Below are 21,046 nucleotides of genomic sequence, written 5' to 3'. Positions count from 1 at the left end.
CATCCCCGGTTTTGCGGTCAGGACAGCTTGCGCTCGTCCAGGCCCAGTCCGCGACCGATGATTTCGCGCATGATTTCCGACGTTCCGGCGAAGATGCGGCTGATGCGGGCGTCAGTATACATGCGGCTGATGCGATATTCTTCCATATAGCCCGCGCCGCCATGAAGCTGGACGCATTCGTCCATCACCCTGCCTTCCAGCTCGCTGGTCAGAAGCTTGGCCGCCGACGCGTCCTCGGCGGTCAGCTCGCCCGCGTTGAGCAGCATCACGCACTGGTCGACATAGGTCTGAAGCGCGTCAAGTTCGGCCCGCATCGAAGCCATCTTGAACCGCGTATTCTGGAACGCGCCGATCGGCTTTCCGAAGGCCCGGCGTTCCTTCACATAGTCGAGCGTGATGTCGAAGGCGGTCTGCGCCGTCGCCATGAAGCCGATGGCCGCGACCAGCCGCTCCTGCGCCAGGAAGCGTGCGAGATATTTGAAGCCCTGGGCAGGGTCCCCCAGCACATTCTCTTTGGGCACCTTGACGTCGTTGAAGAAGAGCTCGGCCGTGTCCTGCGCCTTGAGCCCCATCTTCGCCAGCTTGCGCCCGCGTTCGAACCCTTCCATGCCGCGTTCGATGACCATAAGGCCCAGGCCGTGGCGGCTATTGGGGTCGGTCCGCGCCGCAACAACCACCAGATCGCCCAGAATGCCATTGGAAATATAGGTCTTGGCGCCGTTCAGCAGCCAATGGTCGCCCTTGTCCACCGCGCTGGTGCGCATGCCTGCCAGGTCGCTGCCGGTCGAGGGTTCGGTCATCGCAACGGCCAGGATCTTTTCGCCGCTGACGATGCCGGGCATCCACCGATCCTTCTGCTCGTCGGTTCCCAGCTTGGCGATATAGGGCGCGACCAGATCATTATGCAGATTGATGTAGAAGCCTATGTCACCGTGGCGCATATTCTCTTCGATGATGATCTGCTCGAAGCGGAAATCGTCGATCCCCGCCCCGCCATATTTCTCGTCCGCCCAGGTGCAGAGCAGGCCCTGTTCGCCCGCCTTAAGAAACAGTTCACGGTCGACCATGCCCTGTTCGCGAAAGCGTTGGGAATGGGCACCGACTTCCGTCGTCATGAATTTGACGACGGAATCGCGGAACTGCTCATGTTCCGGCTCGAAGATCAGGCGCTTCATGCCGGCATGGGCTCCTTGACCGTGGTTTCGCTCGCAGGCGTGTAGAAATCCTCACCCTTTGCCGCCTTGTCGCGCAGCCATGCGGACGGCAGGAAGCGCGGGCCATAAAGCTGCGCGAGCCGATCGGATTCCTCAACGAACTTCTTAATGCCGATCGTGTCAATGTAGCTGATCGTCCCGCCGGTCCATGCCGGGAAACCCCAGCCGTAGATCGCGCCCAGGTCGGCGTCCTGCGGGGTTTCCAGCACATTTTCCTCCAAACAACGGGCGGTTTCCATCGCCTGCGCGTAGAGATAGCGCTTCTTCAGTTCTTCGACATCCCAGCCCTGCTTGACCGGGAAATGATCGGTCAGGCCCTTCCACAGATGCTTCTTGCCGCCTTCGGGATAGTCGTAGAAGGCGCCGCCCGCCTTGCGGCTGGATCGGCCGATCTCGTCCTTCATCCGACGCATGACGGCAGTGCCGGCAGGCGGCGTATATTTGTCGCCTTCCTCCGCGATCGCCTGGTCGACGATCTTGAGCGGCAGGTCGAGCGTCAGCTCGTCCAGCAGCGCCAGCGGCCCGACCGGCATGCCGACAGCCTTGGCGGCGTTTTCGATCACCGCCGGGGGAACGCCCTCCGCCAGCATCGCCGCGCCTTCGTGGATCAGCATCTGGAACACGCGGCTGGTGTAGAAGCCACGGCTGTCGTTGACGACGATCGGCGTCTTGCGCAGCTGCGCGATGAAGTCGAGGCTCTTGGCCAGCGTTGCCTTGCTGGTCTGCTTGCCCATGATCACCTCGACCAGGCCCATACGGTCGACCGGCGAGAAGAAGTGCAGGCCGATGAACTGATCCGGGCTCCGCGATGCCTGCGCGAGCTGCGAGATCGGCAGGGTCGAGGTGTTGGACGCGAAAATGGCTTGTGCCGGCAGTACCGCTTCGGCCTTCTTCGTGGTTTCGGCCTTGATCGCCGTATCCTCGAACACCGCTTCGACCACCATGTCGCAGCCATCGAGCAGCGCGAAGTCGTCGGTCGGGGTGATGCGGGCGAGGACGGCGTCCGCCTTGTCCTGCGTCAGCTTGCCCTTTTCGACCAGCTTGCCCAGCACCTTGGCCGAATAGTCCTTGCCCTTCTGCGCGGTCGCTGTGTCGCGGTCGATCAGCACGACGTCGATATTTGCATTGGCGGAGACGAACGCGATGCCCGCGCCCATCATGCCCGCGCCCAGCACGCCCACTTTCTTCGCTTCGAACTTCGGGAAGCCTTCGGGACGACGCGCGCCTTTTTCGGCCGCCTGCTTCGAAATGAAGGTGGTACGGATGATGTTGCGCGCAACCGGATCGGTCAGCAGCCTGGCGAAATATTTACCCTCGACCGCGAGCGCCTTGTCGAAGGGCAACTGCAAGCCGTGGAACACCGAGTTCAGGATCGCGGCCGGCGCGGGTTGATTATAACCCACCTTGGCGAGACCGCCCGTATACATCATGTAGGCGGCCGAATCCTCAGGAACGGTCAGGCCCTTCTTCTGCGGCGGCGTCCAACCCTTGACGTCCCAGGGCTTGACCGGATCAGGCCCGGTCGCAAGCCACGCCTTCGCCGCGTCGATCAGCTTGTCCGCCGGGACGACCTCGTCCACGATCTTGAGCTTGAGCGCTTCCTGCGGCCCCACCGAGCGGCCCGACAGCAGCAGGTCGAGCGCGATCTTCATGCCCGCGATAATGCCCAACCGCACCGTGCCGCCCGATCCGGGCAGCAGACCGACATTGACTTCGGGCAAACCCACCTGCGCCTTGGCATCATCCACCAGGATGCGCCGGTGGCAGGCCAGCGCCAGCTCGAAACCGCCGCCCAGCGCCAGGCCGTTGATCGCCGCCACCCAAGGCTTGCCCGATTGTTCGATGGCGCGGTGCATGTCGGTGGCGCGCTTCGAAAAGGCATAGGCTTCCTGCGGCGTCAGCGTGCCGAACCCATTCACGAGCTGCTTGAGGTCCGCACCGGCCATGAACGTCTTCTTGGCGGACGTCAGGATGACGCCCTTGATGCTTTCGTCCGCGGCAATCTGCTTCGCCGCCGCTTCCATGTCAGCGATGAAAGCATCGTTGACGACGTTCATCGAGCCTTCGGCATCGAGGGTCAGGATCGCAAAGCCGTCCTCGGCCTTTTCCAGTCGCATAGTCTTCATGGGATGTCCCGCTCTATAGTTCGGTATGCGCGTTCAAACGCGCTCGATGATGGCAGCCGTGCCCAGGCCGTTGGCCGCGCACAAGGTGATGAGGCCGGTTTCCGCGTTGCGCCGCTCCAGTTCGTCCAGCACGGTGCCCAGGATCATCGCGCCGGTCGCGCCAAGCGGATGACCCATCGCGATCGCCCCGCCATTGACGTTGATCTTGTCGTCGGGAACGTTCAGCTCCCGCTGGAAGCGCATCACCACGCTGGCGAAGGCTTCGTTCAGTTCCCAGAGATCAATGTCCTTCTCGGTCATGCCGGCCGCCTTGAGCGCCTTGCGCGACACCGCCGCCGGCGCCGTCAGCATGATCGTCGGCTCAGACCCGATATTGGCATAGGACCGGATACGACCGCGCGGCTTGAGGCCGGCCTTTTCCCCAAATTCCTTCGACCCGACAAGAACCAGGCCGGCGCCGTCGACGATACCGGAGCTATTGCCGCCATGATGGACATAGTTCAGCTCTTCGATTTCTGGATATTTGGCCTTCGCGACCGCTTCGAACCCGGCCTTGCCGAACCCTTCGAAGGCGGGCTTGAGCTTGGCGAGGCTTTCCAGCGTGGTGTCGGGTCGCATATGCTCATCATGATCTAGCACCACGTCGCCCAGCACATCCTTGATCGGCACGATCGCCTTTTTGAAATAGCCGTTTTCCCAGGCATGGGCGGCCTTGCGCTGGCTCTCGACGGCGAAATTGTCGACATCCTCGCGCGTGTAGCCGTCCAGCGTCGCGATGAGGTCGGCGCCGATGCCCTGCGGCGCGTAATAATTGCTGAAGGCGACCGACGGATCGGACGTCCAGGCGCCCGAGTCATAACCCATTACCGTGCGGCTCATCGACTCGACGCCACCGCCGATGCCGGCCTGGATCATGCCCGAATGGACCTGCGCCGCGATCAGGCTGACAGCGTCCAGCCCGGTGGCGCAGAAGCGATGGATCTGCTGGCCCGCGACCGTCTGGGCATAGCCGGCCTGCAACACCGCCGCGCGCGCCAGCACGCCGCCCTGTTCACCGACGGGCTGGGCCATGCCGATGATCACATCGTCGAGCAGTCCAGTGTCGAGATCATTGCGGCTCTGGAGCGCCTTCAAAAGCTGCGTCGCCATTTCGACAGAGGTGATCTCGTGCAGCGCGCCATCGGGGCGGCCCTTCCCGCGCGGCGTCCGGACATGATCGTAGACATAGGCTTCCATCGTGAATTCCCGACCAGTGATACAAAATCTCTGCCCTTGCTCTTGGACCCGGAAGGCAAGGCTGCACCTATCCAACGAAAGGCGCAGACAGAGGCGATGGCTGCAATCTGATCATCATCGATAGCTGACCGGCATTTTAGGAGCGGACATCCGTGGTCACACCAGGCGAAGATTGCGCCCCATTCCGTATTTCTGCAACCACTCTGGGCGATCTGCTTCTCAAAGGGTGGGACAAGGCATCCGACAAGGAAGCATTGGTATTCCCGGGAGAACGCAAGACATATGACGATGTCGTACAGAGCGTCCTGAAGCGCGCGCGCGGCCTGAAGGCGCTGGGCATCCGGCGCGGCGACCATGTCGGCATCCTGTTGCCGTCCAGCATCGAATTTGTCGAAACCCTGTTCGCCAATGCGATGTGCGGGGCCGTGTCAGTGCTGATGAACGCGCGGTACAAGGCGCCCGAAATGGCCTACGTCGCGCAAAATGCCGATCTGACAGCGATCATCACCAATGATATGGTCAGTGAGCATATCGATTTCGGTCGACGGCTGGAGGAGGCTTTCCCCGACCTGCCCGATGCCGCCGACTCCTCCTCACTCACGCTTGCGGGCGCGCCTCTGCTCAAGCGGATCGTGATGCTGGGCGGCCGTTCTGTCCCCGGTTTCGTCGATCAGGCGACCTTCGACGCGGCGGTGCAGCAGGTGGAGGAAGCGGAGATTCACGCATCCCGTCTGACCGTCAGGGTCCGCGACACCGCGATGATCCTCTATACGTCAGGGACGTCGGCCAATCCCAAAGGGTGCCTGCTCAGCCACGAGGCCGTCACCCGGGAGGCATCGAATCTCGCCCGCTATCGCTGGTCGTTCCAGCCCGACGAGCGCGCTTGGTCGCCGCTGCCTTTATTCCATATCGCCGCGATGCTCTGCATGCTGGGCGCGATCGACGTGGGCGGCACCTTCATCGGCCAGCCGCATTTCGATGCCGGAGAGAGTCTGCGGCAGATCGAGGATGAACGGGTAACGATGATGTTCCTGCCCTTCGTCACTTTCCATCAGGCCATGATCACCCATCCCGACTGGGCCAAGACCGACATGTCGTCGGTGCGCCTGCAAAATAGCTGCTTCGCCTTCATGCCGGATCGCGTAGGCCAGGCCTATCGGGAGAAGGCCCCGAACATGCTCCAGGTGGGCACCATGGGCATGACCGAGGCGACCGGCATCGTCACGACCGGCGGCTATGCGATGGACCCGGAAATGGGCTTCAAGAAGCTCGGCTTCCCCCTGGCCGGCATAGAGATGAAGATCGTCGACCCCGAAACCGGTGCGGAAAAGGGCGTGGACGAACGCGGCGAAATTCTCATTCGCGGCTACAATCTGTTCGACGGCTATTACAAGGATCCTGAGAAGACGGCGCAGGCGCTGGATGCCGACGGCTGGTATCATAGCGCCGACATCGGCTCGATCGACGAACAGGGCCATGTCATGTTCCATGGCCGGTTCAAGGACATGCTGAAGGTGGGAGGAGAGAACGTCGCCGCGGCCGAGGTCGAGGCCGTATTGGCGACCCATCCGGCGGTCCGCCTGGCGCAGGTGGTCGGGCTTCCGGACGAGCGGCTGGCGGAAATCCCCGCCGCCTACATCGAACGCGAAGGCGATGTGGAGGTCGAGGCGGAGGAACTCATCGCCTATACCAGGCAGCGCCTCGCTTCCTTCAAGGTTCCGCGCCATATCCGTTTCATCGACGAATGGCCGATGTCAGCATCGAAAATCCAGAAGTTCAAGCTGCGCGGCGCGTTGATGGACGAACTGGGCCTGAAGGACTGAAACACGGCGCATCGACGCCATGAAAGTGTAGGGAGAGTGACATGCGGGTGATCATCACGGGTGCCGCAAGCGGCATCGGCAGGGCCTGCGCCGAACTTCTGGCGGCCGGGTCGATGATTCCGGGCGAACATCAAATGCTGCTCGCGGATCGCGATGCCGCCAATCTGCAGGTGGTGGCCGATGCGGTCGGCCCCGCCGCCGCGGCCTGCGTGGTCGATCTGGCCGAACCCGATTGCGGCGACCGGATTGTCGCGGCGGCGCTCGCCCACATGCACGGCATCGACGCCGTCATCAGTAATGCCGGCATCATCATGGGCGGCGCGCTGGTCGAACTGCCGATCAGCGATTTCGATCGCATCTTCGCCATCAACACCCGCTCGTCCTGGCTGCTGGGCAAGGCGGCCCATCCTCACCTCAGGGAGAGCAAGGGCGCCTTCGTCGCGACCGCGTCCATGTCGGCCACCCAGCCTACGCCCGGGCTTGGCTTTTATTCCTCCAGCAAGGCCGCCTTGCTGATGATGATACGCCAGCTCAGTATCGAATGGGGTCCGGACGGTATCCGATGCAATACGGTGTCGCCCGGCCCCACCTACACGCCGATGACCGCTGCAGGATATAAGGACCAGTCGCGACGCGACCAGCGGGAAGCCAATATTCCCCTGCGCAAACTCGGCGTGGCCGAGGATGTCGCACAGGCGATCCTGTTTCTGATCAGCCCTCATGCCGGCCACATCAGCGGTGTCGACCTGCTGGTCGATGGCGGCATGAGCAACATGCTGATGCCCGCCAGCGGCGGTGGCACCGGTCAGAACCGGCAGAGCTGACATGAGATCAAAAGGTCCGATCCGCGCCAGCCGCCCATTCGGCGTCGGTTCCGCCCCCCGCATTTTGCGGGTCGATCAGCAGCCGCGCCGTCGCCATCAAATGGTCCGTCAGCAGCGCCTCGGCGCGGTCGGCATCCCGTGCCAACGCGGCGTCGACGATCTGCGCATGTTCGTGAACCAGATTCCGGTCGCCATGGGCCAAGGGCACGGTGAGATAGCGATAGCGTTCCGACTGGGCATAGAGCCAGTCGCGCATCTTGAGCAGCCATGGACTGTCGCACGCTGCGACCAGGGCGTGGTGGAAGGCCGCATGGGCGTCCGCATAATCCTCGTTCAGACGGGCCGCCTCCCGCGGGTCGCGGGTCGGAGTCTTGCTCAACCTATGGGCTGCGCTAACGATCGAGGCTTCCCAGTCCAGGCCTCCCTTCTCGATGGCGCGCCGGAGGCATTGCCCTTCAATATCGCTGCGGACCCTGACCAGATCGGTCAGATCGCCGATCGATATCGGCGTCACCCGAAATCCCCGCGCGTCGTCCTGCGTCACAAAGCCCTCGGACGTGAGCCGCGACAGGGCTTCGCGCACCGCCCCGAGACTGAAGCCCTGCGTTTCCGTGATATCCTTGATGTTGATTTTGGCGCCGGGCACCAGCCGACAGGTCAGGAGATCGTCGCGCAATTGCCGGTAGGCGCGTTCGGTCAGGCTCAGCTTCTTGGTCATCGGAACAACTATATCAGCTCCGCCACCCATGGCAATTCAACAAGATGTATTTTATAGCTTGAAATATATTTCATTCAATTCCATGCCGTCGGTTCAGCGGGTTGGACAGATTCTCAGGAGGTTTGCATATGCGGTTGGCCAAGGTAACGAAGAACGGCGCAGTCGGTCTGGCAGTAGACACGGGCGCGGGCGTCAAGGCGCTGTTCGGCGATGCTGCCCTCTATGATCTGGATGCGCTGATCGCCAGCGGCGGCAGCGCCCTGACGGATGCCGGCGCGAAAGTCAGCGCAGAGGGCGAGGAAGTGCAGGTTGAAGACCTCACTTTCCTCCCGCCCCTCGTCAAGGCGCCCAAGATCCTCTGCCTGGGTCTCAACTACAAGGATCACGCGGCTGAAGGCGGATTCACCGTGCCCGAATTCCCGACGATATTCGGCCGTTTCAATTCGAGCCTCATCGGCCATGGCGCACCGATCATCAAACCGACCTGTTCCGATCAACTCGATTATGAGGCGGAAATGGTCGCGGTCGTCGGCAAGGGCGGCAAGAATATCAGCGAGGACGACGCGCTGTCGCATATCGTCGCCTATTCGGTGTTCAACGACGGTTCGATCCGCGACTATCAGCTCAAGACGCCGCAGTGGACGGTCGGCAAGAATTTCGACGATACTGGCGCCTTCGGCCCCTGGCTGGTAACGGCCGACGAACTGCCTGCGGGCGGTGCCGGCCTCAAGATCGAAACCCGCCTCAACGGCCAGGTGGTGCAGAGCGCGAACACCTCCGACATGGTGTTCGATGTCGTCGACACGGTCGCCCTCCTCTCCACCTGCTTCACGCTGGAAGCGGGCGACGTCCTGGTCATGGGAACCCCGTCGGGCATCGGCCTTGCCCGCAAGCCTCCGCTGTTCATGAAGGATGGCGATGTGTGCGAAGTGGAAATCGAGAAGATCGGCCTGTTGGTGAACCCCATCAAGGCAGCATGATCGAAAGGCCGGGCGCCGTTCTGTCGGCGCCCGGCCAGCCAAGGAGGGAAGGATGAACCAGAACAGCCCGTCGGGACGCCGCGCCAATAGTTTGGGCGTCCATTCCATCGATCATTTCGCGGTCGAAGTGCCCGATCTGGAAGCCGCGCGGACATTCTACACGCTCTTCGGGCTCGACGTCCGCGAGCGGGATGACACGCTGGAATTATATGCGGTCGGCAATCCGCATCGCTGGGCCGTGCTGAGCCAGGGCGGCGACGCCAAGCGGCTGCGCTATCTGAGCTTCGGCATCTATCCGGACGAAGCGGATGCCTTTGCCGCCCATCTCGACGGCTGCGGCGTCACCCGGATCGAAGCCCCCGAAGGCGCGGAAGCCGACGGCATCTGGTTCGCAGGCTTCGATGGCCTGCCGATCAACGTCCGTGTCGCAGACAAGGCGACGCCATCGGAAAAGAGCCATTTCACCTTCGTCAGCGCGGCGCCGGGCCAATCCGGCGCGATCCCTAACAGCAAAGCGCCCAAGGTTCATCCGCGCCGCCTTTCGCATTTCGCGATCTTCACGACCGACGTGAATGCCGCGATCGACTTCTATGAAAAGACGCTCGGCCTGCGCCTGTCCGACAAGAGCGAACCGGCCGTCGCCTTCCTGCACGGCGCCCATGGCAGCGATCATCATCTGCTTGCCCTCGTCCTTTCCGATCGACGGGGCATGCATCACAATAGCTGGGATGTCGGATCGGTAATGGAAGTGGGTCTGGGCGGCGCGACCATGGCCCGGGCGGGCTATGGCCCCAACTGGGGCGTGGGCCAGCATGTGCTGGGCGCCAATTATTTCTATTATGTGCGTGATCCCTGGGGCAGTTTCAGCGAATATTCGGCCGATATCGACTTCATTCCGCATGATGTCGACTGGCCGGCCGCCAACCATGCACCGGAGGACAGCATGTTCCTGTGGGGACCCGATCCGTTCCCCGAATTCATCCAGAACACAGAACCGGCGGAGGCCTGATCGTCATGACCACATTCCTACTTCTCCATGGCGGCGGCATGGGCGGCTGGACCTGGAAATATGTCCGCGAAATTCTGGAGGCCGGGGGCCACAAGGTCTACACTCCGACCTTCACAGGCTTTGGCGAGCGCGAACATCTGATCGGCCGCGACGTGGGCAATGCGACTCATGTGCGCGACATCGTGAATGTCTTCAAATATGAGGATCTGCGCGACGTTGTGCTGGTCGCGCACAGCTATGCGGGCACGGTCGCGCCTGGCGTGATCGCAGAGGTGGGCGACCGCATCGCATCCATCATCTATCTCGACGCCATCGTGCCCCGGTCGGGGGAACGGATCGCGTCCCTCATGGGCTATGTCCACGAAGACCAACTCGCTGCGCTGGATGCGATGCTCGAAGCGGGCGAAGGCCCGGTGGGGTCGGGCGTGCATGAAATGCAGCGCGCGGCGGCCAAGGAGCACCCCCATCTCATGGACCCGGCGCGGGAGAAATGGCTGCTCGACAATTTGTCGGACCAGCCGATGAAGGCGACCGCCTGCGTCATCCCCGTGGGCGCCGAAGTGATCGACCGGCCCGTCGACTATATCGCGGCGGCCGTCACGGTGATGACGGCGATGCACGACCGGGCGCGCGAACTGGGCTGGACCATCCATGACCATCCGGGCGATCACGCCCTGCTGGTGGGCGATCCGGAGGGAACGACCGACCTTATTCTGAAGATTTCCGGCGCGGGAACTCCGGCATGAATGCGGCTGAGCTGTTCTCGGTACAGGACCGCGTCGCCGTCGTCACCGGCGGGTCGACCGGCATCGGCCGCCATATCGCGACCGGTCTGACCGCGGCGGGCGCCACCGTCTATATCTGTGCCCGCACGCAGGCCAAGGTGACGGCGGCCGCGGCGGAGATTTCCGCCACGACCGGCGGTCGCTGCACCGGCCTGGTCGCCGATCTGTCGACGCTCGCGGGGATCGAAACTCTGGTCGCGGCGGTGTCCACCCGGGAACAGGCCGTGCATGTCCTAGTGAACAATGCCGGAACCATGGCCGACGCGCCCATCGACGATTATGGCGAGGACGAATGGGATCCGGTCATCGACCTGAACCTGAAGGCCCCTTTCTTCACGCTTCGGAAATTTCTGCCCCTGCTCCGCGCGGGCGGCACGGCGGAGCGCCCCGCGTCGATCATCAACATCGGTTCGGTCGGCGCGCTCAAGGTCGGGCCCAAGGAAAATTATGCCTATCAAGCCTCGAAAAGCGCCATCCACTGGATGGCGAAAGGCCTCGCCAAGCGGCTGGGCCGCGACAACATCACCGTCAACGTCATAGCGCCCGGTTTCTTCGAATCCGAGATGACCGTCATCACCTCCGACGAGATGCGCACGATGGTGGAATCGATGGTGCCCCGCGGCCGCGTCGGTACGCCGGAGGATCTGGCAGGCGCAGCCATCTATCTCGCCTCGCGCGCGGGCGCCTATGTCACCGGATCGGTCATCCCTGTCGAGGGAGGATTGTCGATCTGATATGACCCAACTTCATTTCGTCGCCATTGGCGGCACAATGCGCGCCTATTCCTCCACCGAGCGGGCGCTTCGCAAGGCGCTTGCCATTGCAGAGGAACGCGGCGCACGCACGACGCTGCTTGCCGGGGCGGATATCGACTTCCCGTCTTACGCGCCCGACAATCCGGATCGTCCGGATGCGGCACGACGCTATGTCGACATCCTGCGGTCGGCGGATGCCGTGATCATCGGATCACCTGGTTATCATGGCGCGATCTCCGGCTTTGTGAAGAATGCGCTCGATTATGTCGAGGATATGAGCCGCGACGAGCGTTGCTATTTCGACGGTCTTCCCGTGGGCTGCGTGGCGACGGCGGCCGGCTGGCAGGCCGCGGTCGCCACGCTCCAGCAACTGCGGGTGATTACCCACGCGCTGCGGGGCTGGCCGACACCGCTGGGCATCGCCATCAACACCATAGGCGGCGAAGGCGATCCGATCGACAACGCGCCTATCCCCGACCAGTTGGGGATGATGGTGGACCAATTGTTCAGTTTCTGCCGACGGCCTGCCCTATAGTTGGATAGGTTCGCAATGCATCTGCCGGGCGCTTAGTCGCAGTGCCACTAACGGGAATGACGATGGATTTTTCACTCACCGAGGAACAGCGGGCGTTCAGGGACATTGTCCGCCGCTGGGTCGATGCGGAAGCGCCCAAGGACTGGATGCGCGCGCTGGAAGCCGACGAAGAAAATTATCCCTATGCGCTGTGGGACAAGATCGCTGAGCAGGGATTTTTCGGGATAGGCATTCCCGAGGAATATGACGGGCTGGGCGGCGACGTCATGATTCAGATGATCTTCGCCCGTGAATTCGCGCGAACGGCCGGCGGCCTGCTGTGGGTCTGGGGCCTCACCTCCTTCGGCGGCGCGAAGACGATCGGTGCGGTCGGCACGGAGGAGCAGAAGAATCGCTGGCTGCGCCCCATGGCGCAGGGCAAGCTGCGCGTCTCGCTGTCGATGACCGAACCCGACGGGGGCACCGACGTCCTGGGCGCGATGAAGACCCATGCCGAAAAGGTCGACGGCGGCTGGAAGCTGAACGGCGCCAAGATGTGGACCACCGGGGCAAAGGCCGCCGACAGGCTGCTCGTACTCGCTCGAACTGATAAGAACGCGGAAAAGAAGCATCATGGCCTCACCATGTTCTTCGTCGACGCCAAATCGCCCGGCATCACCGCTTCCCTCCTGCCCAAGCTCGGCATGCGCGCCATGGGATCGTGCGAGGTTCATTATGAGGACGTCTTCGTTCCCGACGAGGACGTACTGGGTGAGCCTGGACAGGCCTGGTATGCGATGTTGCCCACACTCAATAATGAGCGGATCATGGTCGGCGCGCAATGTCTGGGCGCGATCGACGGGGTGCTGGAAGACGCGCTGGAATATATGCTGCAGCGCAAGGCGTTCGGCGGCATTATCGGCCGCTTCCAGATTTTGCAGCATTATGTCGCAGACATCGCGACATGGCAGAAGCTGACCGAGCTGTTGCTTTACAACGTCGCCTGGATGCAGAGCAACGGCATGCCGTGCGGTACCGAGGCCAATATGCTCAAGATGGTCGCCACGGAGAATGCCGTGAAGGCCGCGGACCTTGGCATCCAGATATTGGGCGGCATGGGCTATTCGGCGGAAACCGACATGCAGCGTTACTGGCGCGACCATCGGATCCTGCGGATGACGCCGATCAGCAACGAAATGGTGCGCAACACGATTGCCGAGAGCCTCGGCCTGCCGCGTTCTTTCTAAGGACCGACCATGAGCGATCTTGACGATCTTCCCCCTGCCCCCGACGCCGCCGGCACATCGCTCGATGGCGACAAGGTCTTCACCATCACGGCGGAAGAGAATGCCGCCCTGTGCCGGTCGACCGGCGTCGAACCAGCCACTGACGGTAGCGCTCATCCCATCTATTATTATATCGCCACCCAGGTCGCGATGGGCAAGACGGTGGCGGGCGTCTGCGAAGCGTGTGAATTCGATGTCGAGGATGGCCCGATGATGGGCAGCAGCGGCGTACGGTTCGATGCGCCGCTGAAGGTGGGCGAAAGCTACAAGGTAACGGGGGAGATACTCAGCCTGGTCCGCAAGCGCAGTCGTAAGCTGGGCGTCATGGACGTGCTGACCTATCGCCTCCGCCTGCACCTGCTCGATGGAACGCGGGTGCTGGAAACCGATAATGTGTGGGTATTGCCCCGCAAGGAGTTCGCCGCATGAGCCATGCCGTCGGAGACACGCTGCCGCCCTTCACGATCGAGAGCGTTAGCCCGCAAGCCATGAAGCAGTGGGCGGGGTTCCTCGCCGATCCCAATCCCATCCATCTCGATGTCGAGGTGGTGAAGGCCAAGGGGTTGGGCGACCGGGTCATCAACCAGGGCCCAATCAACGTCGCCTATATGATGAACATGCTGATGCGCGCCTTCCCGGGCGGACGGATCAAAGCGATGGATTCGCGCTTTCTGGACAATGTCTATGGCGGCGACCGGGCGGTGGTGACGGGCAGGATCGCTGCGATCGAAGGCAATGCCGTGACCTGCGAATTCTCGCTGGATGTCGATGGCCGCGGCACGGTCAATTCCGGCACGGCGACGGTGGAAATCTAAAAGATCAGAGGAGAATAGCAATGCCTAGCGGACCTTTTGCCCATGTGTGCATGGTCGTGCGCGATCTGGACAAGGCGATCGAGGATTGGACCAAAATCCTGCGCGTGCTAGATCCTGCGTCGCTGGAAGAACGCCTCGTCAAATATGACGAATTTTCCAGCGGCGACGACGCCGGCATGAAGTGGGCGACCTTCGTCAACAATGGCGGCACGGAAATCCAGTTCATTCAGCCGGCCCCGGGCACCCCCATGGGCGATCGCCTCGAAAAGGTGGGCGAGCATGTCCATCACCTCTGCTACGCGACCGACGATGTGCCGGGCGCGATGGAAAAGCTGAAGGCGGAGGGGCTGCACCTGCCCGGCGGCGGTCAGACCTTCAACGATCCGGACATGACATGGCAGAAATGGAGCTGGGTTGGCCATAAGAGCACCCATGGCTGCCTGATCGAGGTCGCCTCGCCCTATGAGAGCCGCAACGACGGCAAGTGGCACCATGCACCCGGCAAATTCGCCTATAAGGGCCCCGGTGAGCATCCGTCATTCGCGGAAATCGTCCCGCCGGTCGCCGCCGAGTAATGCAGGCGCCCGGTATGACTGTTCCCACGCGGATAAGCGTGCCGGGTGACGGGCTGGAGATGGTTGCGGACGCCTATGGCGACCCTGCCGCGCCGCCCGTCTGCTTCTTCCATGGCGGCGGCCAGAGCCGCCGTTCCTGGGCCGGGTCTGCCAGGCGGGTGGCGCGGGCCGGCTATTACGGCCTGACCTTCGATCTGCGCGGCCATGGCGACAGCGGATGGGCCGCCGACGGCGACTATCTGCTGGAAGCCTATGGTCGCGATGTCGAGTCCATCATCCAGGCCTTCGACAGGCCGATCGCGCTGGTGGGGGCCTCGCGCGGAGGCCAATCCGCGCTGGTCGGTGGGTCGCGCCATGCCGATCTGGTGCGCCTTATCATGCTCGCCGACGTCGCGCCCTATATGGTGGATGACGGCGTTGATGACATTCGTGGCTTTTTCCGCGCCAGCGACTCCGGTTTCGCATCGCTGGAGGAAGCGGCCGACGCCCTTCACACCCATCTGGGCCAGCCCCGCCTGCCTGACGTTTCCGGTCTCGCCAAATCGATGCGCAAAGCGGATGGGCGGCTGTTCTGGCACTGGGATCCCCGCACGACGGCGCCGGAATTTCTGCATCCCCCGTCGGAAGGGGAAGCGCTCATCGCCGCAGCGCGCCGCGCGCAATCGCCTCTCGTGCTTGTGAAAGCAGAGCTGAGCGAGATCGTCTCGGACGAAAGCGTCCGGCAATTTCGGGCGCTCGCCCCGCAACTTGAGGTTGAGATCGCCCACGGCGTCGGCCATATGTTCACCGGCGACCGCAATGACGCCTTTGCCGATCGCCTGCTCCACCACCTCGCACTTCATCTGCCGCTATGACGAAGGGCGCGGCTTTCGTCGTCGGCGGGACAGGCGGCCTTGGCAGCACGATCTGCCGACGCCTTTCGACCGAATGGGATCAACTCGCCATCGGCTATCGGTCCAGCCGGGAAAAGGCGTCGGCGGTTGCGGCGTCCCTGCCAAACAGCTCATGCGAGACGCTGTCCGTTGCCTGCGATCTTTCCGATCGCGCCTCGATAGAGACCGGCATCCGCGAGACGGTCGAGCAATTCGGCGCCATCGGCACGATGGTCTTCGCCAGCGGGGTCGACATCGCCCAGCCCTTCGTCAGCCAGATCAGCGAGGAGCAATGGCGTGAAGTCATAGAGATCGAACTGGTCGGCTTCACCCGTATCGTGTCCGCCACCCTGCCATATTTCCGCGCTCAGGGCTTCGGCAATTTCGTCACCGTCGTTTCGGTCGCGAATTACTGCTTCCCCCCCGGCGACGCCCTCTCCTCCGTGCCCAAGGCGGGAATGGAAGCGCTGGGCCGCGCCATCGCCAAGGAGGAAGGCCGTTACGGCATCAGGGCGAACATGGTCGCTCCGGGAATCATCGACGCCGGGCTTGGCGCAGAGTTCCTCACATCGCTCTATTCGCCGGAAATCTGGGAAACGCAGCGCAAACGCATTGCCCTGCAACGCTTCGGCAGCGGCGAGGATATTGCCGAGGCCGTAGCCTTCCTGGCTTCGGCCAAGGCGCAATATATGACTGGCCAGACCCTGATCGTCGATGGCGGCTTCAGTCTCTGAAGCCAACGGCCGCGCTCAACCCAGCCGCCGCTGCGCCGCGACGCCATCGCCCCAATTGTGAATGCGCTCCCAGAAGCGGACGCGGGTCGGCGCGAAATTATGCATGTGCGCCATCCGGGGACAAATGAAGAGCTGGATGTCTTCCGCGCTTTTATAGGCCCGGGGCTCGCCCAATGGATCCGGGACAACGTCGCGCTCGCCCACCGCGATCAGCACGGGGACGCGTACGACCGCTGCTTCGAGCGCCACCGCGCCCGGCGCGACCATATATACGCCGCAAGGCGGCGTGGTCGCCGAACGCCATTCGGGCAGCGGATCGACCAGTCCTGCGGACGCCATCATGTCGAGCGTGACGATATCCGCAGGCTCGTCATCATGGTGGAAGGACCATTGGAAAGGATGCTCGCCTGCCCTTGCCGCCGCCTGGAGCGCTTCGGCGTCGCCCAGCTTCACGCCCGGAGCTTGAGCCAGCGCCGCCGCGTTCAGGACATGCGGGGCATCGAGCGATGAACGGCGCGAAATCCAGGGCCACGCGGCGGGCGGCTGGCGCGGCCGGGTCGGCACGACAGTATGGACGCCGCTATAGCCCAGCACGCCGATGCCGTGGAATGTCTGGTGATTGCCCTGCGCGACGACCGTGAAGCATCCGCCCATCGACTGGCCTATGCCAAGGCATGTGGCGTCGACGATCGGGTCCAGTCCATCGACGAGCGTGCCCGCTTCCAGCCGGGCCATGACCTGGCGCACCATCGCGTCGTTGGCCGCCGCCACATTATCGAGATTGAGGGCATTGCCTTCCGGGATGGTGGACTCGCCAAATCCCAGATGATCGCAGGCGACAAAAATCCATCCGCGCTTGCAATGGAAACCCGCTTCCCCGCCGCCCGACCCATCCGGCATGTCGAAGCTGTAATAGCGCCGGCAATAGCCCCCGCCGGGAAAAGCGAAGCAGACGGTCGTGGGATTGGCCAATGCCGTCATATCCGGAAGATGAACCGTGATCGCCACATGGGCGGCAATGCCGAGGGCCGCCGCCTCGCTGACATCGATCTTCAGTTCGACTGAGCGCTTCATGCCCTTGCTCATCCTTCCATTCCAAACACCGACGCCCTCCTTCGCCGGACCGGCGCGCCCTCGCCGCGCCGGTCCGGCCTGTCGGTCACTTATAGGGGTCGACGGGCTGGGGAACGTCGATGACTTCCAGATCCTTCAGCATCGTCAGCACGTCGGAGATCGAATAGATATGATCGATCTTGTCGCCCCGGAAGCGCAGCCACGAGAACCACAGGACGTTGAGGTCGTTGCCGGTGGGTTGAACGCCCATATAGGGACCGCCGGTATGTTTGCCATGATGATGGCACAGTACGCAGATCTCGTCCTCGCCGCGGCCCCAGGCCTTCAGCGTGCGATAGATGCTGGGCGGGAAGGTCTTGTAGAGGCCCTGCGGCGAGGTCTTCCACACATGATAGGTGCCAAGGTCGGGCCGGTTCGGGTTGTCGTAGGTCATCGTGTCGGTATTGAAGAATGCGTCCATTCCGTCCCAATCGCCGCGATTGATGACTTCATGCAGGTCCATCCAGTGATTGACCATGAACGCCTGCCGCTCGGTCAGCCCGGCTGTGATGTCTGCCCGCTTCTCCTTGGACAGGACGAAATCGGCTTCCGTGAACGGGGCGAGGCCCATAATAGTCTCCTTGATCAAAAACGGTCCGCGGGATCGGTCCCGAGGGCTGTGGTTTCTTCCCCATAGCCACCGCGCTCGGCACCTACCTAATGGAAGGCGGCGAACCTCCTCCTCTGTGCCAGCGGAGATTCTATAGAATGAGTGAGACGGAGGAGAGGCCATGACACTGACCCTGCAGGAGATGTCGGACCGGTTCGAAATTCAGGACCTGATCGTAGGCTATTGCTACGCAGTGGATACGCGCGACTGGGACGCGCTGGACCGCTATTTTACCGACGATGCGGTGATCGACTATTCCGAAATGGTGGGCGTGGTCGGAAGCCTTGCGGAAATCAAGGCATTTCTCTCTGCAAGCCTGACGCCGATCCTGGCCTTTCAACATGCCGTGTCCACCACCCAATATCAGATCACGGGCGACCGGGCGAAGACCAAAACCGCCTGCTACAATCCGATGACGGTCAGCAATGGCGAAATGACCGATACTTTGGTCTTCGGTCTCTGGTATCATCATGAATTCGTCCGCACCGCGCAGGGCTGGAAGATCAGCCGCCTCTATGAACAGAAGTGCTACCGGATCAATGTGCCGGACTGGCTCGCGGCCCAATTGCCCGCCTGATTGCTTTCCAAGCCTTTTGGGATTTCGAGGGGAGCCGATGCGCCGCTTTCTGAACATGCTGTTCGTTCTGGTTCTGCTCCTCGCGGGCCTGTCGCTGCTCTGGCTTGGCGGGCAGCTCGCGCTGCTCGGCGGGTCGATCTGGTATTGCGTGTCCGGCCTCGTCATGACGGTCACCGCGTTTCTCGGCTGGCGTCGTTCGCCGCTCTCGATCACCCTCTTTTGGACCTTTCTCGTCGCCAATCTGGGCTGGTCGCTCTGGGAAGTTGGACTGGACGGCTGGGCGCTGGCGCCTCGGTTGGCCATGCCCGTCGCCATGGGCTTCTACATGCTCACCCCCTTTTATCGGCAGCATGTCGGGCTTGGCCGTCCCCTGCCCGCCGCCCGCGCGCTGTGGCCGGCTCTTCTCCTGCTCGTCATAGGCGGCATCGGCAGCGCTTTCTGGGCGGATCGTTCGCCGTCAGCGCCCAGCACGCTCTGGGGCGCCGCACCTGCACGAGCAGCCGATGGCGACTGGGTCGCCTATGGCAACGACCGGGGCGGGTCGCGCTACTCGCCACTTGCGCAGATCACGCCCGCGAATGTCGGCAATCTGGAAAGGGCGTGGACCTACCACACCGGCAAGCTGACAGACGGCAAGCAAGGCACCGCCTTTCAGGCCAATCCGCTCAAAGTGGGCAATCGCCTTTTCCTGTGCGCGGGCAATAATGATGTGATCGCGCTCGACCCCGAAACGGGCCGACAATTATGGCGGCACCAGCCCAAGACCGATCTGGCCGGCGTCTATGGCCTCGTCTGCCGCGGCGTCACTTATTATCGCATCCCGCAAGCCCAGGGCGACTGCGCCGAACGCATCTACACCGCGACACTCGACGCGCGGCTGATCGCACTCGATGCCGCCACCGGCAGGCTATGCCCCGGCTTCGGGCAGGGCGGACAGGTCGATCTGAAAACGGGACTGGGCACGATCGACAAGGGCTATTATTTCGTCACCTCGCCCCCCGCCCTCGTGCGCGGCCGCCTCGTCCTGGGCGGCTGGGTGATGGATGGTCAGAAAATCCGGGAGCCTTCGGGCGTGATCCGGGCGTTCGATGCCGTCACGGGCGATTTTTCCTGGGCCTTCGACATCGGCCGCCCCGACGATCACGGCCCGCCGCCGCCCGGCGGCGTCTTCACGCCGGGCACACCCAATAGCTGGGCGCCGATGAGTTCAGACGACAGGCTGGGCCTCGTCTATGTGCCCACGGGGAACGCTACGCCCGACTATTTCGGGGGACATCGCACCGCCAATGACGATCGCTATTCCAGCGCCGTGCTGGCGCTCGACGCGGAAAGCGGGGCGGTGCGCTGGTCCTTCCAGACGACCCATCATGACCTGTGGGACTATGACGTGCCCGCCCAGCCCACGCTGGTCGACCTCCCGGGCGGCGTGCGCGGCCTGCTCCAGCCGACCAAGCGTGGGGAGATTTTCTTCCTCGACCGGGCGACTGGCAAGCCCATTCTGCCGGTGGAGGAACGCCCCGTCCCGCAGGGCGCCGTTCCCGGCGAACGCCTTTCGAAAACCCAGCCCTATTCGGTCGGCATGCCCAGTTTCGGCGGTCCGCGTCCGACGGAAAAGGGCATGTGGGGCCTGACACCGATCGACCAGGCGATGTGCCGCATCCGCTTCCGCCAGGCCCGCTTCGACGGGGACATGACCCCGCTGTCCACCGAGCATCCAACCCTCACCTGGCCCGGCTATCTGGGCGGCATCGACTGGGGCGGCGTATCGGTCGATCCCGGGCGCGGCCTGATGATCGTCAACAACAATCAGGTCGGCAACTATAACCGCCTGATCCCCCGCGCCGTTGCGGACCGGCAGGGCATCAGGCCGATGACCGCCGCCCATATGAGCGATGTCGGTGGCCCCGTCGCCCAGATGGGCGTGGCCTATGCCGCCCATATCGCGCCCTTCCTCTCCCCCCTCGCCATTCCGTGCCAGCAGCCCCCCTATGGCCGAATCAACGCGGTAGACCTGAAGACCGGCAAGCTGGTGTGGAGCCGACTGTTCGGCACCTCGCGCGACAGCGGCCCGCTGGCCCTGCCGACCTTCGTGCCGATTCCCATGGGTGTGCCCAATATCGGCGGATCGGTGGCGACCGCGAGCGGCCTCACCTTCATCGGTGCGACGCAGGAGCATATGTTCCGCGCCTATGAAACCACGACCGGCCGGTTGCTGTGGAAGGCGCGCTTGCCGGCGGGTGGCAACGCCTCCCCCACCACCTATTGGTCGAATGCCAGCGGACGCCAGTTCGTGGTGATCGCCTCGGGCGGACACGGCGCCATGCTGTCAGGTGCGAGCGATGCGTTGATCGCCTATGCCCTGCCCAAGCAATAGCGGGGAGCGAGAAACGGGCGCCTCAGCACTAGCCAAGTAAACGCGACGAGTCGCGGGAAGATGCCGCCCGATCCTATCCTTTGGCGGGCAAGATTGGCCTAAGGGG

At 63.1% G+C, this 21,046-nt stretch carries 21 protein-coding genes; 15 read left to right on the top strand and 6 right to left on the bottom strand.

Annotated elements, in window-relative coordinates; genetic code table 11:
- Positions 1 to 17: 17 nt before the first annotated feature.
- Genes LDB29_RS06450 through LDB29_RS06440 form a run of 3 tightly spaced genes read right to left on the bottom strand, consistent with a single transcriptional unit; the run spans position 18 to position 4,576 of the window.
- Positions 18 to 1,175 carry an acyl-CoA dehydrogenase family protein gene (locus LDB29_RS06450; protein WP_044662261.1) on the bottom strand — a complete coding sequence of 386 codons (1,158 nt, stop codon included), beginning with the start codon at positions 1,173 to 1,175 and terminating at the stop codon, positions 18 to 20.
- Positions 1,172 to 3,340 carry a 3-hydroxyacyl-CoA dehydrogenase NAD-binding domain-containing protein gene (locus LDB29_RS06445; RefSeq protein ID WP_044662260.1) on the bottom strand — a complete coding sequence of 723 codons (2,169 nt, stop codon included), beginning with the start codon at positions 3,338 to 3,340 and terminating at the stop codon, positions 1,172 to 1,174. The genes LDB29_RS06450 and LDB29_RS06445 overlap by 4 nt, the downstream gene beginning before the upstream one ends.
- 33 nt (positions 3,341 to 3,373) lie before the next feature.
- A complete protein-coding gene (locus LDB29_RS06440) occupies positions 3,374 to 4,576 on the bottom strand; it encodes an acetyl-CoA C-acetyltransferase (RefSeq protein WP_044662259.1) in 1,203 nt (400 codons plus the stop codon).
- Between the two features lie 152 nt (positions 4,577 to 4,728).
- On the opposite strand from LDB29_RS06440, the gene LDB29_RS06435 reads away from it, so the two are divergent.
- Together LDB29_RS06435 and LDB29_RS06430 are read left to right on the top strand one after the other, a co-directional pair.
- The gene (locus LDB29_RS06435; RefSeq protein ID WP_044662258.1) at positions 4,729 to 6,399 is read left to right on the top strand and encodes a class I adenylate-forming enzyme family protein; all 1,671 of its coding nucleotides are present in this window, start codon (positions 4,729 to 4,731) and stop codon (positions 6,397 to 6,399) included.
- A 41-nt stretch (positions 6,400 to 6,440) separates the two neighbouring features.
- Entirely contained in the window at positions 6,441 to 7,223 is a 783-nt protein-coding gene (locus LDB29_RS06430) for an SDR family NAD(P)-dependent oxidoreductase (RefSeq protein ID WP_044662257.1), read from the top strand.
- Positions 7,224 to 7,230: 7 nt separating this feature from the next.
- Here the strand turns inward: LDB29_RS06430 and LDB29_RS06425 are convergent, their stop codons facing one another.
- Entirely contained in the window at positions 7,231 to 7,941 is a 711-nt protein-coding gene (locus LDB29_RS06425) for a GntR family transcriptional regulator (protein WP_235600743.1), read from the bottom strand.
- A gap of 128 nt (positions 7,942 to 8,069) precedes the next feature.
- On the opposite strand from LDB29_RS06425, the gene LDB29_RS06420 reads away from it, so the two are divergent.
- From LDB29_RS06420 to LDB29_RS06370, 11 genes are all read left to right on the top strand, one after another.
- Positions 8,070 to 8,921: a fumarylacetoacetate hydrolase family protein gene (locus tag LDB29_RS06420; RefSeq protein WP_044662255.1), complete on the top strand. Its 852-nt coding sequence runs from the start codon at positions 8,070 to 8,072 to the stop codon at positions 8,919 to 8,921.
- 52 nt (positions 8,922 to 8,973) lie between these two features.
- Positions 8,974 to 9,930 carry a VOC family protein gene (locus LDB29_RS06415; RefSeq protein WP_044662254.1) on the top strand — a complete coding sequence of 319 codons (957 nt, stop codon included), beginning with the start codon at positions 8,974 to 8,976 and terminating at the stop codon, positions 9,928 to 9,930.
- A 5-nt stretch (positions 9,931 to 9,935) separates the two neighbouring features.
- Positions 9,936 to 10,676 carry an alpha/beta fold hydrolase gene (locus LDB29_RS06410; protein ID WP_076605697.1) on the top strand — a complete coding sequence of 247 codons (741 nt, stop codon included), beginning with the start codon at positions 9,936 to 9,938 and terminating at the stop codon, positions 10,674 to 10,676.
- Positions 10,673 to 11,449, top strand: coding sequence for an SDR family oxidoreductase (locus LDB29_RS06405; RefSeq protein ID WP_044662252.1), 777 nt, complete (start codon positions 10,673 to 10,675; stop codon positions 11,447 to 11,449). Before LDB29_RS06410 ends, LDB29_RS06405 begins: the two co-directional genes overlap by 4 nt.
- A 1-nt stretch (position 11,450) precedes the next feature.
- On the top strand, positions 11,451 to 12,005 hold the full coding sequence (locus LDB29_RS06400; RefSeq protein WP_044662251.1) for an NADPH-dependent FMN reductase: 555 nt from the start codon (positions 11,451 to 11,453) through the stop codon (positions 12,003 to 12,005).
- Positions 12,006 to 12,067: 62 nt separating this feature from the next.
- Positions 12,068 to 13,231, top strand: coding sequence for an acyl-CoA dehydrogenase family protein (locus LDB29_RS06395; RefSeq protein ID WP_044662250.1), 1,164 nt, complete (start codon positions 12,068 to 12,070; stop codon positions 13,229 to 13,231).
- Positions 13,232 to 13,240: 9 nt separating this feature from the next.
- The gene (locus LDB29_RS06390; protein WP_044662249.1) at positions 13,241 to 13,699 is read left to right on the top strand and encodes a hypothetical protein; all 459 of its coding nucleotides are present in this window, start codon (positions 13,241 to 13,243) and stop codon (positions 13,697 to 13,699) included.
- Positions 13,696 to 14,085 (top strand): MaoC family dehydratase, encoded by a 390-nt coding sequence (locus tag LDB29_RS06385; RefSeq protein ID WP_044662248.1) that lies wholly within the window; start codon positions 13,696 to 13,698, stop codon positions 14,083 to 14,085. The genes LDB29_RS06390 and LDB29_RS06385 overlap by 4 nt, the downstream gene beginning before the upstream one ends.
- Positions 14,086 to 14,105: 20 nt before the next feature.
- Positions 14,106 to 14,660, top strand: a complete 555-nt coding sequence (locus tag LDB29_RS06380) for a VOC family protein (RefSeq protein ID WP_235600742.1) — start codon at positions 14,106 to 14,108, stop codon at positions 14,658 to 14,660.
- A gap of 14 nt (positions 14,661 to 14,674) precedes the next feature.
- Positions 14,675 to 15,514 (top strand): alpha/beta fold hydrolase, encoded by an 840-nt coding sequence (locus LDB29_RS06375; protein WP_235600741.1) that lies wholly within the window; start codon positions 14,675 to 14,677, stop codon positions 15,512 to 15,514.
- Positions 15,511 to 16,266 carry an SDR family NAD(P)-dependent oxidoreductase gene (locus LDB29_RS06370; protein ID WP_044662245.1) on the top strand — a complete coding sequence of 252 codons (756 nt, stop codon included), beginning with the start codon at positions 15,511 to 15,513 and terminating at the stop codon, positions 16,264 to 16,266. Before LDB29_RS06375 ends, LDB29_RS06370 begins: the two co-directional genes overlap by 4 nt.
- Before the next feature lie 15 nt (positions 16,267 to 16,281).
- On the opposite strand, the gene LDB29_RS06365 is transcribed toward LDB29_RS06370, so the two are convergent.
- Complete coding sequence (locus tag LDB29_RS06365; protein WP_235600740.1) at positions 16,282 to 17,340, bottom strand: hypothetical protein; 1,059 nt, start codon at positions 17,338 to 17,340, stop codon at positions 16,282 to 16,284.
- Positions 17,341 to 17,425: 85 nt separating this feature from the next.
- Positions 17,426 to 17,950 carry an ester cyclase gene (locus tag LDB29_RS06360; protein ID WP_017180908.1) on the bottom strand — a complete coding sequence of 175 codons (525 nt, stop codon included), beginning with the start codon at positions 17,948 to 17,950 and terminating at the stop codon, positions 17,426 to 17,428.
- A gap of 160 nt (positions 17,951 to 18,110) precedes the next feature.
- On the opposite strand from LDB29_RS06360, the gene LDB29_RS06355 reads away from it, so the two are divergent.
- Together LDB29_RS06355 and LDB29_RS06350 are read left to right on the top strand one after the other, a co-directional pair.
- The gene (locus LDB29_RS06355; protein WP_044662243.1) at positions 18,111 to 18,566 is read left to right on the top strand and encodes a nuclear transport factor 2 family protein; all 456 of its coding nucleotides are present in this window, start codon (positions 18,111 to 18,113) and stop codon (positions 18,564 to 18,566) included.
- A gap of 37 nt (positions 18,567 to 18,603) precedes the next feature.
- A complete protein-coding gene (locus LDB29_RS06350) occupies positions 18,604 to 20,940 on the top strand; it encodes a membrane-bound PQQ-dependent dehydrogenase, glucose/quinate/shikimate family (RefSeq protein WP_044662242.1) in 2,337 nt (778 codons plus the stop codon).
- Positions 20,941 to 21,046: the final 106 nt, after the last annotated feature.

Origin of the sequence: Sphingobium sp. CFD-2, assembly GCF_024611135.1 — a bacterium.
GTDB lineage: Bacteria > Pseudomonadota > Alphaproteobacteria > Sphingomonadales > Sphingomonadaceae > Sphingobium > Sphingobium fuliginis.
Note: the sequence above shows the minus strand (reverse complement) of the source record. Positions and strands in the feature narration are given on the sequence as shown.